Origin of the sequence: Chelativorans sp. J32, assembly GCF_000518985.1 — a bacterium.
Lineage (GTDB): Bacteria > Pseudomonadota > Alphaproteobacteria > Rhizobiales > Rhizobiaceae > Chelativorans.
This window is the reverse complement of sequence record NZ_JAEQ01000034.1, coordinates 1-13242: the sequence shown is the minus strand read 5'-3', so window position 1 is coordinate 13242 and position 13242 is coordinate 1. Positions and strand designations below refer to the sequence as shown.

The 13242-nt window shown below is 63.2% G+C and carries 14 protein-coding genes; 5 read left to right on the top strand and 9 right to left on the bottom strand.

The window, feature by feature from the left end; translation table 11 throughout:
* Positions 1-131: 131 nt before the first annotated feature.
* The 8 genes from trxC to CHEJ32_RS0122940 all read right to left on the bottom strand — a co-directional run bounded on the left by trxC (position 132) and on the right by CHEJ32_RS0122940 (position 9271).
* On the bottom strand, positions 132-554 hold the full coding sequence (gene trxC / locus CHEJ32_RS0122975) for a thioredoxin TrxC (protein ID WP_028035866.1): 423 nt from the start codon (positions 552-554) through the stop codon (positions 132-134).
* Between the two features lie 52 nt (positions 555-606).
* Complete coding sequence (locus tag CHEJ32_RS0122970; RefSeq protein WP_245261270.1) at positions 607-1440, bottom strand: ATP-dependent Clp protease proteolytic subunit; 834 nt, start codon at positions 1438-1440, stop codon at positions 607-609.
* On the bottom strand, positions 1440-2192 hold the full coding sequence (locus CHEJ32_RS0122965) for a rhomboid family intramembrane serine protease (protein ID WP_028035864.1): 753 nt from the start codon (positions 2190-2192) through the stop codon (positions 1440-1442). Before CHEJ32_RS0122965 ends, CHEJ32_RS0122970 begins: the two co-directional genes overlap by 1 nt.
* Before the next feature lie 36 nt (positions 2193-2228).
* Positions 2229-2750: an NADH dehydrogenase ubiquinone Fe-S protein 4 gene (locus CHEJ32_RS0122960; protein ID WP_084032928.1), complete on the bottom strand. Its 522-nt coding sequence runs from the start codon at positions 2748-2750 to the stop codon at positions 2229-2231.
* Between the two features lie 50 nt (positions 2751-2800).
* On the bottom strand, positions 2801-3940 hold the full coding sequence (locus tag CHEJ32_RS0122955; RefSeq protein ID WP_028035862.1) for an RNA polymerase sigma factor: 1140 nt from the start codon (positions 3938-3940) through the stop codon (positions 2801-2803).
* A gap of 78 nt (positions 3941-4018) precedes the next feature.
* Positions 4019-6928, bottom strand: coding sequence for an ATP-dependent Clp protease ATP-binding subunit (locus tag CHEJ32_RS0122950; protein WP_028035861.1), 2910 nt, complete (start codon positions 6926-6928; stop codon positions 4019-4021).
* A gap of 64 nt (positions 6929-6992) precedes the next feature.
* Positions 6993-8825, bottom strand: a complete 1833-nt coding sequence (gene ftsH / locus CHEJ32_RS0122945) for an ATP-dependent zinc metalloprotease FtsH (protein WP_028035860.1) — start codon at positions 8823-8825, stop codon at positions 6993-6995.
* A 17-nt stretch (positions 8826-8842) separates the two neighbouring features.
* Positions 8843-9271: a MarR family winged helix-turn-helix transcriptional regulator gene (locus CHEJ32_RS0122940; protein WP_028035859.1), complete on the bottom strand. Its 429-nt coding sequence runs from the start codon at positions 9269-9271 to the stop codon at positions 8843-8845.
* Between the two features lie 202 nt (positions 9272-9473).
* Between CHEJ32_RS0122940 and CHEJ32_RS0122935 the strand changes: the two genes are divergently transcribed.
* The 5 genes from CHEJ32_RS0122935 to CHEJ32_RS0122915 all read left to right on the top strand — a co-directional run bounded on the left by CHEJ32_RS0122935 (position 9474) and on the right by CHEJ32_RS0122915 (position 12363).
* Positions 9474-9902, top strand: a complete 429-nt coding sequence (locus CHEJ32_RS0122935; RefSeq protein WP_028035858.1) for an Hsp20/alpha crystallin family protein — start codon at positions 9474-9476, stop codon at positions 9900-9902.
* 14 nt (positions 9903-9916) lie between these two features.
* The gene (locus CHEJ32_RS0122930; protein WP_028035857.1) at positions 9917-10315 is read left to right on the top strand and encodes an Hsp20/alpha crystallin family protein; all 399 of its coding nucleotides are present in this window, start codon (positions 9917-9919) and stop codon (positions 10313-10315) included.
* 20 nt (positions 10316-10335) lie between these two features.
* Positions 10336-10827, top strand: coding sequence for an Hsp20/alpha crystallin family protein (locus tag CHEJ32_RS0122925; RefSeq protein WP_028035856.1), 492 nt, complete (start codon positions 10336-10338; stop codon positions 10825-10827).
* A gap of 115 nt (positions 10828-10942) precedes the next feature.
* The gene (locus CHEJ32_RS0122920) at positions 10943-11422 is read left to right on the top strand and encodes a phosphate-starvation-inducible PsiE family protein (protein ID WP_028035855.1); all 480 of its coding nucleotides are present in this window, start codon (positions 10943-10945) and stop codon (positions 11420-11422) included.
* Positions 11419-12363, top strand: a complete 945-nt coding sequence (locus CHEJ32_RS0122915; protein ID WP_028035854.1) for a zinc metalloprotease HtpX — start codon at positions 11419-11421, stop codon at positions 12361-12363. The genes CHEJ32_RS0122920 and CHEJ32_RS0122915 overlap by 4 nt, the downstream gene beginning before the upstream one ends.
* 490 nt (positions 12364-12853) lie before the next feature.
* Here the strand turns inward: CHEJ32_RS0122915 and CHEJ32_RS0122910 are convergent.
* The coding region (locus tag CHEJ32_RS0122910) for an IS5 family transposase (protein ID WP_028035853.1) at positions 12854-13242 on the bottom strand (389 nt) is incomplete at its 5' end.

The following is a 13242-nucleotide window of genomic DNA, read 5'->3' as shown; positions in this document are numbered from 1 at the left end:
CAGGCGGGCCATGATGTCCTCCGATCACCCCAGCAAAGCCATCGGAATCACGATTTGCCGTGCTCACGCAACACGCTGATTGGGTTCAGACCCTAACGGCATGGCGCAGGGAAAGCCAATACCTGTAATCTCTAGACGTGCGAGCGCGCCCACTGCGCTATCTGCGCGGCAGGCATTGCACCGCTCGTCCTCGCGATTTCCTTGCCGCTCCTGAACAGGATCATGGTGGGAATGCCGCGGATCCCGTAGCGGCCGGCAATCTGCTGTTCGGCATCGGTGTCGAGCTTGCCCAGACGGACATGGGGTTCGAGCGAGCGCGCCGCCGCCTCGAACTGGGGCGCCATCATCTTGCATGGCCCGCACCACTCGGCCCAGAAATCGACCAGCAATGGCAGTTCGGCATTCGCATGACGGTCAAAATTAGCCGCTGTAAGCGTGACGGGCCTGCCTTGAAAGAGAGGCGCGCCGCAGCGTCCGCAATTGGGATTATCGGTCAGGCGCTCTTGCGGCACCCTGTTGGTGGAATTGCACTGCAGGCAAGCGACCGTGGGCATCCTGTATCCTTTCGTTGACGAGCTGGGCTCGGCGGCCGAATGATGCAAGCGTTCAGCGCGTGGATATGGCGCGGCGCGCCTCTCGCTGCCGCGGCTCGGGCAGGTATTCCACGCCACCGCCCTGGCGCCGAACCGGCTGCGGATAGAGCGTCATCAGCTCCAGTATTTCCTTGGGCATGTCCGTTCCAACGGGCAGGCCCATGTCGCGGGCCTCATCGGCAGAGATGGGATAGTCGTGGGTCCAGGTGCCCGTCGCCAGCTTCGCCGCCAGCGCCGCCGCGCGGTTCTCGTCCATCTTGTCGGACAGCAGACGTTTCGCGAATGCCTCGATCTGCGCAATGGCCTTGCGACCGACATCGGCCATGATCAGGGTCTGGTCGTCGATCTCGGCGATGGGCTTCTCGGCGACGACCTTGAGGAGCGAGGCAGCAGGCAACTGGCCAAGTTGCGGATCGACGGGTCCCAGCACGGAATGCTCGCACATCACGATCTCGTCGGCGGCAAGCGCGATCAACGTGCCGCCCGACATCGCGTAATGCGGCACGAACACGGTGACCTTGCCCTTGTGGCCCTGAATGGCCCGAGCGATCTGGGTTGCCGCCAGCACAAGGCCGCCCGGTGTATGCAGCACGATGTCGAGTGGCACTTCATCGTCGGTCATCTGGATCGCGCGCAGGACTTCCTCCGAGTCATTGACGTCGATGTAGCGCATCAGGGGGAATCCCAGCAGGTTCATCGTCTCCTGCCGATGGATCAGCAGGATGACGCGACTGGCACGCTTCTTCTCGATACTGGCGATCTTGCGCGCGCGCATCGCCTCAAGATATCTGCGCTGCAGAACCGGCTGCAGCGCCGAAATGATGAAGAACAGCCAGAAAAGCTGCATTATGTCCATGGACCTTGTCCTCCTTCCCGTCGGCCATCGGGCAGAAAGCCATAGATGCCCTCGTCGCGATAATAGTGGCGATAGACGGCGGCGCCCCTTCGCAGGAGTGGCGTTACAAGCCAACCGGCGATAAACCCGCCGATATGCGCCCACCAGGCGATCCCGCCCGTGGCCTGATCGCTGCCGAGCGACAGAAAGCCGGGAATGACCTGCATGAAAAACCAGATCATCGCGAAAATGACCGCGCGCACTTCGAAGAAGAGGGGAATGAACAGAATCGGCACGATCACCACCAGCCGAGCCGCCGGAAACATGCGTGCGTAGCAACCGATCACGCCCGCGATCGCCCCCGATGCGCCAAGCGCGGGAACGACTGAGTCGGGGTTCGCCAGCGCGTGAGCCAGTCCGGCTGCCACACCACAGAACAGATAGAACAGCGTGAATCTACCCGGTCCGAGCCGATCTTCGACGGCGGGGCCGAAGATCCAGAGCGTCCACATGTTCAAAATGAGGTGGAGCCAGCCGCCGTGCAGGAAGATGTTGGTGAGGAACGGGGTCCAGTCGGACGGGGCGACGAGGCTTAGTTGCCCGAAGAAGCGCGAGGGCACCAGCGCGAACTCGAATAGGAACCGGTCCAGCACGCGCGGAGGCAGGCTGATCTGATAGAGGAACGCGAGGACGTTCATGCCGATGACCGCCCATACGATGACGGGCGGGTAGCGGCGCGCGACGCTGTCAAGGTAGGGAAACAAGCGGCAGATCCTCGCTCGCGCTGGCCATTCCGTTCATTATTTTTTCCCGGCGATCGTCACGCCCGTCCAGGCTGGGGGATCGGAGGCCGGGAAGGATTCAAGACTGGCTTCGATAACTGGATCGAATTCGGCCTGTTCTTGCGACGACAGGTCCACCGTGCCTTCTTGCTCGACCGCGCGCCGGAGGCGGTGATCCGAGCGATCGTGATCCACGCGGGACGGTATGCGATAGGCTTCCGGCGCATCGGCTCCCTTGTAGAGTCGATGCCATTCCTCTCCCCGCCAGCGGTCAGGCGCATGCCGGTGAGCCACGTCCTCACGCACGAAATAGCGCCAGTCCTGCCGCTCCGCGAATTCCACGGCGCTTTCGCGGTCGGGAAATTTCAGCCGGATCGAACGATAGGGATCGTTGCTGGAGGTATATCCCATCAGCGGCTCGACCTGCAGGGGCCGAGACGGCTCGAATTCCAGTATCCAGTAGTTGGGCCGCGGCGCCGACGTCATCGGGGAACGAGCCGGCCGGTAAATGATCGCGGTCGGAACGTCCCATGACCTCATGTTGGTCCCGGGTATCTTCGGCGGAAAGGGTGGACGATTGTGTCCGCGCATCATGGTGCTTCCCCTCGGTTGTCCCCCAGAAAAGCGCGTTCCAGCCGAGCGCGATCCCGCAGGGGCTGTGGAATTCGCAACTTTCTCTGATGAGCACTCTCAAAAAGCGCATGAGCGGTATCGGAAGACTGACCTGAGTCACGCAGTTTATCGCGAAGATAATCGCGCGCCGACTGGACGATCCGGGTCACGTCGTCTTCGGGAATGCCGAGAACGGAGGAGGCTGTTTCAAGCGGGGTGTCGTTCAGATCGACAAGAAACAGGACCCTGCGCCAAAGCGCCGGCAGACCGGCGATCGCCCGGTGAAAGGCCATCGCGTCCTGCCGTTTCGCGACCGCCGTTTCGGGGTCGTCCCCACCGTCGTCGGCGACGAGTTCCTCGAGCAGCAGCACGTCGTCGGGCTGGTAGAACTCGAACATCTCCTCATCCGACTCGGTAGGCTCCCCGGCAGGCGCCTCGGGCGCTACGTAGATCGAGGCGGCATCCTCGGGCACCGCGCGGCGCGCAGCCTGCGCCTCGGCCTCGATGGTCTCGAAGGCCAGTTGCGTCAGCCAGTCCCGGACGGAGAATTCGGTCGGCCGCCGCTCGAAGCGGTTGAGCCCCTTGAGGATCGTCGCATCGACGATATCGCGAACGCTCAGGTAGCCAGCCGGCACAGACCCGCTACACTCGAGATAGGTCAACTCGCGCCTGACGGTGTCGTAGACCGTATCGAGATGATCCTCGATCAGGTCGAAGAAGAGTTGGCGCCGGTCCGCTTCCGCCGCATCCCGCGCGGACGGCAGCGGGGCGCCGATCCGGCGCCGGCGGGCGGGACGCTTGTATTCAGACTCGTGCTTGAGGCGCGCCACATGCCGATCGAGCCGGTGGCGCAGGTCGGCAAAGGCCTTGCGCAGGACAGGCTCGATCTCGAACCCCTCTTCCTGCGCCCCGATCACGCCCGAGGGCAGTTGCAGGCGCAGGCTGACCTGGATGCGCGTCTTGCCCCTCGTCTGGGAGGCGACGACTTCGAGCCGGACGAGATCCTCGCGGAAGCGTACAAGATGCGGTTCAAGTTGCCGCACCTCTTCCTCGATGACCTCAGGCGCGCGCTGTTGGCCGTGCCGGTCGAGATTGCGAAATGCTCTGATGACTTCCATGCCGTATGACCTTGCTTGTCGCTTTTTGACGAAATGAGCCGGCGCGACCGTCATCGCGCCGGCCAGTCCTTCACGACGTCACCCGGTAGACTTATCGTCCTTGGACTGCTCCTTATCCTTGGCGTCGACTGGGACATCGGGCGTCGGAGCGTCCGCCTTGTTTTCGGCAACTGCGCTGGACTCGTCGATCCCGGCCTCGGCCTGATCGTCCGGGCTGTCGTCACCCGTGTCCTTTGCGATCTTTTCGAACACGACCTTCTGTTCGTCCGCTGACCAAGCGACGCGGACCTTGTCACCATCCCCGATCCGCCCGGAAAGCATTTCGCGGGCCAACTCGGTCTCCAGCTCCGACCGGATCAGCCGGCGCAGCTCGCGGGCGCCGAATTCGGGGCGGAAGCCGACCGCGCCGAAGTGATCCACGACGCTCACGTCGAATTCGAGTTCGACGCCCTGGCCGAGGGCGGTCCGTTTCACCCGGTTCAGCTGCAACTCGACGATCTGGCGGATCTCCGACTGGTTCAGCGAATGGAAGACGATGATCTCGTCGATCCGGTTGATGAACTCTGGCCGGAAATGACCGCGCAACACCTCCATCAGTTCGGACTTCTGCTTTGCCTCGTCGAACTCCTTGGTGCCGCGTCTCTTGAGGTTGCGCTGGATGATGTCCGAACCGAGGTTCGAGGTGGCGATGATGATGGTGTTAGTGAAGTCCACCACGCGGCCCTTGCCATCTGTCAGGCGGCCATCGTCGAACACCTGAAGCAGGATGTTGTAGACATCCGGATGCGCCTTTTCGATCTCGTCGAGGAGCACGACCGAGTAGGGCCGACGGCGCACCTTCTCCGTCAGCTGCCCGCCTTCTTCGTATCCGACGTAGCCCGGAGGTGCGCCAACCAGCCGGGCAACCGAGTGGCGCTCGCCATACTCCGACATGTCGATACGGATCATCGCATCCTGGTCGCCGAAGATCACCTCGGCGAGCGTCTTGGCCAGTTCCGTCTTGCCAACCCCGGTTGGCCCGAGAAACAGGAAGGTCGCAGTCGGACCGGAACCTTCGCGCAGACCCGCACGCGCCAGGCGCACCGCATCGGCCACGGCGCGGATCGCTTCTTCCTGGCCGATGACGCGCTCGTGCAGCTTCTCCTCGAGCTTAAGGAGCTTGTCCTTCTCCTCGGTGGTCAGCTCCGTGACCGGAACGCCGGTGATCTTGGAGACGACCTGCGCGACGTGATCGGCGCGCACCTCGGCGGTCGCCGAAGCCTGGTCGCGCTTCCAGATTTCCAGAAGCTCGTCCAGCTCCTTCTGCTTCTGCTCCAGTTCCTTCTTCAGTTCCGCTGCTCGGTCGAATTGCTTGCGGGCGGCGGCATAGTCCTGCTCGCGCTTGATCTGCGCGACCTCGGCCTCCAGCTCCTGGACGTCCACGGGGCGCGCTGTGGCGCTGATCTTCACCCGTGCGGCGGCCTGGTCGATCAGGTCGATCGCCTTGTCAGGCATGAAGCGGCCAGTGATGTAGCGGTCCGAAAGCTCGGCCGCCGCGACGATGGCCTCGTCGGAGATCGTCACCTTGTGGTGCGCCTCCAGCGTGTCGCGCAGACCGCGCAGGATCATGATGACCTGAGCTACCGTGGGCTCCTCGACATAGACCGGCTGGAAGCGGCGTTCGAGTGCTGCGTCCTTCTCGATGTATTTCTGGTACTCGTTGAGCGTTGTCGCGCCGATCAGGTTCAGCTCGCCCCGCGCCAGCGCCGGCTTGAAGGTGTTGGCGATATCTAGACCGCCTTCGCCACCGCCCTGACCGGCGCCGACGATGGTATGGATCTCGTCGATGAACAGGATCAGACTGTCCTTCTCCTCGGTGATCTCCTTGAGGATCTTCTGCACCCGCTCCTCGAACTCGCCCCGATACTTCGACCCGGCCACCATCGAGTTGATGTTGAGTTCGATCAGCCGCTTGTCGCGCAGCGCCTCTGGCACTTCCCCCGCGACGATCCGTTGTGCAAGTCCCTCGACGATGGCAGTCTTGCCCACGCCAGGCTCGCCGATCAGCACCGGGTTGTTCTTTTTCCGGCGGGCCAGCACTTCGATCGTCGTCTCGATCTCGCGGGCGCGGCCGATGACGGGATCGAGCTTGCCCTCGCGGGCGAGCTTGGTCAGGTCACGGCTGAACTGGTCGAGATCGGGCGTGCTGGAAGGCGCCTCCACGCGGCCTTCCTCGGCTCCCTTGCCCACGACCTTGGTCACCTGCTGGCGAAGCGCCTGCGGCGTCAATCCGTATTTGCGCAGGATCGACGCGGCCAGGCCTTCACCTTCCTCGGCAAGGCCGATCAGCAGGTGCTCGGGACCGACATAGGAATGGCCGAGTTCGTTCGAGGCGATGAAGGCCCGGTTCAGCGCGTCCTTCAGGCGAGGACTGACGCCGATTTCGCCCTCCGTCTTGGCCTCTCCACGCTTCGCTTCCTTCTCGATCTGGCGCCGCAGATCGTCCACATCGACCTTGAACTGTTCCAGGATCGTCTTGACGATGTCGGACGAGGTCAGTGCCAGAAGCAGATGTTCGGTATCGACCTCGCTGCGTCCGAATTCTCCTGCCTTCTGTGCGGCATCCTGCAACAGCTTGTTGCCCTGTTCGCTCAGTCGATCGGCGATATTGCGCCCGCCGCCGCCGCGCCGCGATCCGCGTCGTGGCGCGCCCTCGCCGAAAGTGGCCTCGACGACATCGTCATCGCCGTCACCCATGGCGCCGAGCGTGCCGCCCCGCAAGGGGCTGTCACCAAAGAGGCTGCCGAAACCACTATCGCCAAAGAATTCGTCAAAAAGGGAATGCCGTCCGAACAGCGCTTCCAACGGCGACGCGCTGCGGCCCGACCGGCGCACCATCTCGCGGTAATGCTGGTCGCAAAGCTCCATGTTCTGAATTCTGCCGTTCACCGAGGCGCGCACGCGCGCCGTCGCCGGGCGACCGCAAATATCGCAAGCTCCGTTTGCCATTTCTCTTCTCCGTTTTCTTTATCCAGTCAGGGTTGTCCGCCGATCATCTGCGCCAGTGACAGTGTCACGCAGCGACCGCTTCCGTTCTTTTCACCTTGGACCCAATTGCCACCAGATCGGGCTCGTCCAGTGTCTCTCGTTGCAGGAGATCCTGCGCCGATTGCTCAAGAAGATCCCGATTGCTTTCAAGAAGGGTGAGGGTGCGCTTGAACACGCCTTCCACGATGTCGCGCACCTTCGCGTCCATCCGCTCAGCAGTGGCGTCGCTGTAGCGGCGGTTCAGCCAGGACGACTGGTCGCCGGTGCCGAGAAAGCCGGGCCGATCGGTGTCGTAGCTGACATGCCCGAGGTCTTCGTCCATCCCGTACCGTGCGACCATGGCGCGGGCGATATCGGTGGCCTTGACCAGATCGTCCGCCGCCCCGGTCGAGAGGTGGTCGTAGATGATCTTCTCGGCCGCGCGCCCGCCGAGCAGCACGGCGATCTTGTTCTCGAGTTCCTCCCGCGTCATCAGGAAGCGGTCCTCGGTCGGGCGCTGGATCGTGTAGCCGAGCGCGCCAATCCCGCGCGGGATGATCGAGACCTTGTGCACCGGATCCACCCCCGGCAGAACCATCGCCACCAGCGCGTGCCCCATCTCGTGATGCGCCACGATCTCGCGTTCGCGCGGGTTCAGAACGCGGTTCTTCTTTTCCAACCCGGCGATGATGCGTTCCACGGCATTGTTGAAGTCGTCCATCGTCACCGCATCTGCCTTGCGGCGCGTGGCGAGCAATGCTGCCTCGTTGACGAGATTGGCAAGATCCGCTCCGGAAAAGCCGGGAGTAAGCGCTGCGACCTTATCGGCATCGACGTCCGGGGCGAGCTTCACCTTTTTCATGTGAACGCCAAGAATCTGCACGCGTCCCTTCTTGTCGGGCCGATCCACCAACACCTGCCGGTCGAAGCGGCCCGCGCGGAGAAGCGCGGGGTCGAGGATCTCGGGCCGGTTGGTGGCGGCCAGGAGCACGATGCCCACCGAAGGGTCGAAGCCGTCGAGCTCGGTCAGAAGCTGGTTCAGCGTCTGCTCACGCTCATCATGGCCACCGGCGATCTGGCCGGAGGAGCGCGCCCTCCCAAGAGCGTCGAGTTCGTCGATGAAGATGATCGCCGGGGCAGATTTCCGGGCCTGCTCGAACAGGTCGCGCACCCGTGCGGCACCGACGCCCACGAACATCTCGACGAACTCTGATCCCGAGATCGAAAAGAAGGTCACGCCCGCCTCACCCGCCACCGCGCGCGCGAGAAGCGTCTTGCCGGTGCCCGGCGGCCCAACGAGCAATATGCCTTTGGGGATATGTGCGCCCAGCTTTCCGTATTCGGCCGGGTTCTTGAGGAACTCCACGACCTCCTCCAACTCGGCCTTGGCCTCGTCCACGCCGGCCACGTCAGCGAAACTGACGCCGGTTTCCTTTTCCATGTAAACTTTCGCCTTGCTGCGGCCGACCTGCATGAACCCGCCGAAACCCTGCTTGTCGGCGAACTTGCGGAACAGCAGCATCCAGATTCCGAAGAAGACAAGCGCTGGCGCCACCCAGGAAATCAGCGTGCCGAGAAAAGTGTTTTGCGGAACGCCAGTGATCTCGATACCTGACCGGTCTATCCGTTCCAGGATTGCGGGATTCACTACGGTCGTCACGAACTGCTTCTTGCCGTCGACGGGTTCGGCGAAGGTGCCTGTGATAGTGTCTGACCCGACCGCGACAGAAGAAATTTTCCCGTCAGCGAGATACTTCTCGAACTGGCTGTAGCTAATGGGAGCGACGGATTGCCAGCCAGCGATCAGGTTCTGGATGAAAAGCACGGCTATGAAAGCCACCACCCAATACCAGATGTTGTATTCGGTCTTCTTTTCCATACCGCTTTTCCTTTTCCCTAGCGCCCGAGCCGCGCCCTGATCCGCTCGAGCAGCGCCAGCAGAATGCGCCTTTCGTCCGCCGACAGATCCTGCAGGATTTCATCTTCGAGTGCCGATTGCCGCGGCGCGAGTTCCTCCAGCATCGCCCTGGCCTTTGGCGTTGCCGTGACGATCTGCGCCCGTCGGTCGTCGGGTGACGCCCACCGCTCTACCCAACCGCCCTGTACCATGCGATCGACGAGCTGGCCCGCAGTGGCCCGGCCCACCTCCAGCCGCCCGGCCAGATCGCCGATGGTCAGCCCGGGCGAATCCTCGACATGTGCCGCCGCCATCCAGGACAGGCGGGTCAGGCCGCTGTCGCCGATCTCGTTGTCGATCCGCTGCTGGATGAGCTGCGCGACCCGGTGGATCGTCGTCCCGATCAGGGCAAGATCAGAAGTGATCAAGGGTATCTTTCCTCCGTCTGCATGAGAAATCAGGATAGACTGCGGTCCACCCAAAGTGCAATGCAAGCATCATATATGCTTGCGTAATAATTGGAACCGCCTATCTTGATGGACGGTCTCCGAACCGACATCCGGCCGGCCCGGTTGCCCGGCCGGACCATGCTGCCGGTTTGGGGTGTCGATCAGCAACAGGAGGCCAGCAATGCCCTATCCGACATATCTGCGCCGCAGCGATCCCTTTGCGCTGATGCGCTCCATGATGCGCGATCTCGACCGCGGTTTCTGGCCGTCGCCGTCTCGCGCGGCATTCCCGGCAGTGAATGTCTGGCAGGGTGCGGAAGCCGTCGCCGTTACTACCGAACTCCCTGGCATTGAGCCGGGCGATATCGAGATCGCGGTCAAGGACAACGTCCTGACGCTGTCGGGCGAACGCAAGGCGCCCGAGGTTCCCGAAGGTGCGCGCTGGCACCGCAACGAACGCGGTTATGGCAAGTTTTCCCGCGTTATCCGCCTGCCATTCGCGGCCTCGGATGACAAGGTCGAGGCGAGGATGACGAACGGCGTATTGCGGATCGTCATCTCCCGGCCCGAGGCAGAAAAGCCAAAGAAAATCGAGATCAAGGCAGCCTGAGAGGAGCTGGAACGATGAGCACCGACATCACGCAAGCCACCGAAAAGACGCCGATCGACGCGCCCGAGACCGCCGGCGGCGGCCGCATCTACCGCCCGCTGACCGATATCGTCGAGACCGATCAGGGTGTCTCCATGATGCTCGAAATGCCTGGGGTCGCCGCCGATGCGGTCGAAATCACACTCGAAAACCGCGTGCTGACGATCCGCGGCAAGGTTGAGCCGATGCGGCCAGAAAACCTGGAACTTGCCTATGCCGAATATGGCGAGGGTGATTTCGAGAGGGCCTTCACGCTTTCCGAGGATTTCGACCCCGACAGGATCGAGGCCGAGATGCGCGGAGGCGTCCTCACCCTGACGCTCCCCCGAGCCCCTGAAGCGCAGCCAAAAAGGATCGCCGTCAAGGGCGCCTGAAAACCGAAGGAGACACCATCATGCAGATCAAGGACCTGATCCCTTGGGCGCGCAAGGACGGCGCGCCAGACGCCAAGAGCAGCGAAGACAACCCGATCGCGACGCTCCAGCGCGAAATGAACCATGTGTTCGAGAACTTCTGGAACCGGGTCGGTCAGTTCGAATGGCCCTGGGGCAGCGGCGAAGCCAAATCCGACATGGTTGAGACCGACAAGGCGATCGAAGTGTCGATCGAGCTGCCGGGCATGGAGATGAAGGACATCGAGGTGACGGTCAACGATGACATGTTGACCGTGAAGGGGGAGAAGAAGATCGAGCGCCAGGAGGAGAAGAAGGGATACTATCTCTCCGAGCGCAGCTACGGCGCGATCTACCGGACAATTCCGCTCCCCCCCGGTGTGGATGGCGATAAGGCGCAAGCATCCTTCAAGAACGGGGTTCTGACGATCAAGCTGCCCCAGACTCCCGAGGCGCAGGCCAAGGTCAAGCGCATCGAGGTCAAGAACGGCTGATTTGCCACATTGGGTGTCGCCGGTTTGCGGCGTCCCCTCCGCTCCGTGCGATATCGCACCGTCTGGCGAAGCCCCGGGGAGCTTGTCTCTCCGGGGCGGCTTTCGAGAGGCAATCATGAAAGACTTGCAACGATCCGGGCTGACCCGTGAACAATGGTCGGCGATGACGCTCTACGAGAAGTTCGAGCAAGTTGTCATCTTCGTCCTCAGCGTCATCATTGCGGCGATCGTCGTGGCGTCGGTCTGGGCGCTGATGCGCGAAGTCGTGAACCGCTTGGTTCTGGGGGCATTCGACACTCTCGATTACGCCACCTTCCAGGTGGTGTTCGGCATGATCTTCACCGTGGTGATCGCGCTCGAGTTCAAGCGCTCCCTTCTTGTTGCGACCGAACGCAGCTTCGGGATCCTCCAGGTCCGCACGATCGTGCTGATCGCGCTCCTCGCCATCGCGCGCAAATTCATCATCCTGGACCTCGGCGAGACGGAATCATCCAAGATTGCCGCACTCGCGGGCGCGGCGCTTGCGCTCGGGGTTGTCCATTGGCTCGTGCGCGATCAGGACCGACGCGAACTCGGAGGCCACGAGACGCGATGACCGCGGCCTCCGCCAGCCACCGCCTGCTCAATTTCGTGCAATCGGCGCTGCTGCTCGGGCTCATGGCCGCGATCGCCTGGATCGCGGTGACAGCGATCGTCGGACCCGAGACCGGTCTCCTCATGGCGCTCCCGATGGTCGGGGGTCTCCTGTTTGCGCCCGCGCTGCCACGCCGGCTGCTCCTCTCGGCCTATCAGGCGCAGCGGCTCACCGGTCGTGATGCCCCCGGTCTCGTCGCGGCCCTGGCCGAACTCGCCCGCAGGGCCGGGCTGCAGCGCGCGCCGGCGCTTTATCGCGTGCCGAGCCGGCTGCCGAACGCCTTCGCCCTGGGCAGCCCCGAGGACAGCGCCATCTGCGTAACCGACGGGCTGCTCAACCTGCTCGACGGCCGAGAACTCGCCGGGGTTCTGGCGCATGAGATCGGGCATATCGCCAACCGCGACCTGTGGATCATGAGCCTCGCCGACATGATGTCGCGCCTCGTCTCGCTGGCAAGCTGGCTCGGACAGTTGCTTCTACTCCTCAACCTGCCTCTGGTCCTGGCAGGCATGGTCCATGTGCCTTGGCATGTCGTGATTCTCCTTGTCTTCGCGCCCACCCTCATGGCGCTGGTCCAACTCGGCCTTTCGCGGACGCGCGAGTACGACGCCGACCGCGCCGCCGCAGAGCTGACCGGCGATCCGGAGGGGCTCGTGCGCGCGCTCGTCAAGCTCGAACGCCGGGTCGGTCGGTTCTGGGAGGAGATCCTTCTGCCCGGCCGCCGCATTCCGGAGCCCTCGTTGCTCAGGACGCATCCCCCGACCGAAAGCCGAATCCGCCGCCTCCGGGACCTGGTCACGGGTCGCACGACCCCGATCCCCGCCCTTGTCGCCTACCCGACCGCAAGGATACCGCTGGGAGGGACACCGCCTCGGTTCCATCGCCTTGGGCTCTACTGGTAGGCCTGCAGGGAAGCTGGATCGCCCAGGAGAACGGCGACCTGTCAGAAGGCATTTCTTCCAGAGAAGGTTGGATATCAGGCCCATCCCCTCCGCCATTATCTTGTAGCGAACCCGAGATGAGGCTCCCGTTGGGGGCCTTTTTCTTTTTGTTTCAAAGGCGCTTAGCCGAGACGCCCGAACCTCGGAGACTGGCACCGGGTCCAATTTCCGTCTCCGAACAGCCCTCCGTCTCTAACCGAGCGAACCTCGTCCGGCCCGGTTGGGCTTCGGGAAGGCCAGCGTTTCCAACGGGTTCCGCAGGTCGCTCGACAGTGGATTCAGCGGGCGTTCTTCCGGTTGGCGTGGCCGCCGGGGAAACACGCGGTAGGCATATTCGGGGGAAGCCGTGCGCAGCCCGTCGTTATGCTGGGGATCAAGGACCCGATGGTTCTTTGACTTTCGATGACAAATGGCCGCGACGTCAGTAGCCTGGCCTAGGGTCCAGACTCGATCATATCCAGAACGCGACGATGGCTGCGAGGGCTGCGGCTGAGAGGAAGTTGGCGGCGAGCTTGTCGTAGCGCGTGGCCACGCGGCGGAAGTCCTTGAGCCTGCAGAAGGCGTTCTCCACCAGGTGGCGGTCCCTGTACCGGCGGGCGTCCAGCCGGACTTTGCGCTTGCGGTTGGCGCGGCCGGGGATGACCGGCACGGCTCCAGCCTGGCGGATGGTGCTGCGCAGACCGTCCCCGTCATAGCCCTTGTCCGCGATGAGATACTTCACGCGCTCGGCGCGCGCCAGCAGGGCCGGAGCGACGGTGATGTCAGCCGCGTTGCCCGCGGTCAGGGTCAGCGCGAAGGGGCGGCCCACCACGTCGGTCAGCGCGTGCAGCTTGGTGGTCT

Bases quoted from the DNA above. Each gene is read 5' to 3' on its own strand.
- CHEJ32_RS0122950 (WP_028035861.1), bottom strand. From the start codon at position 6,928: ATGGCAAACGGAGCTTGCGATATTTGCGGTCGCCCGGCGACGGCGCGC.
- CHEJ32_RS0122955 (WP_028035862.1), bottom strand. From the start codon at position 3,940: ATGGAAGTCATCAGAGCATTTCGCAATCTCGACCGGCACGGCCAACAG.
- CHEJ32_RS0122970 (WP_245261270.1), bottom strand. From the start codon at position 1,440: ATGCAGCTTTTCTGGCTGTTCTTCATCATTTCGGCGCTGCAGCCGGTT.
- trxC (WP_028035866.1), bottom strand. From the start codon at position 554: ATGCCCACGGTCGCTTGCCTGCAGTGCAATTCCACCAACAGGGTGCCG.
- CHEJ32_RS0122920 (WP_028035855.1), top strand. From the start codon at position 10,943: ATGAAAGACTTGCAACGATCCGGGCTGACCCGTGAACAATGGTCGGCG.
- ftsH (WP_028035860.1), bottom strand. From the start codon at position 8,825: ATGGAAAAGAAGACCGAATACAACATCTGGTATTGGGTGGTGGCTTTC.
- CHEJ32_RS0122960 (WP_084032928.1), bottom strand. From the start codon at position 2,750: ATGAGGTCATGGGACGTTCCGACCGCGATCATTTACCGGCCGGCTCGT.
- CHEJ32_RS0122930 (WP_028035857.1), top strand. From the start codon at position 9,917: ATGAGCACCGACATCACGCAAGCCACCGAAAAGACGCCGATCGACGCG.
- CHEJ32_RS0122935 (WP_028035858.1), top strand. From the start codon at position 9,474: ATGCCCTATCCGACATATCTGCGCCGCAGCGATCCCTTTGCGCTGATG.
- CHEJ32_RS0122915 (WP_028035854.1), top strand. From the start codon at position 11,419: ATGACCGCGGCCTCCGCCAGCCACCGCCTGCTCAATTTCGTGCAATCG.
- CHEJ32_RS0122925 (WP_028035856.1), top strand. From the start codon at position 10,336: ATGCAGATCAAGGACCTGATCCCTTGGGCGCGCAAGGACGGCGCGCCA.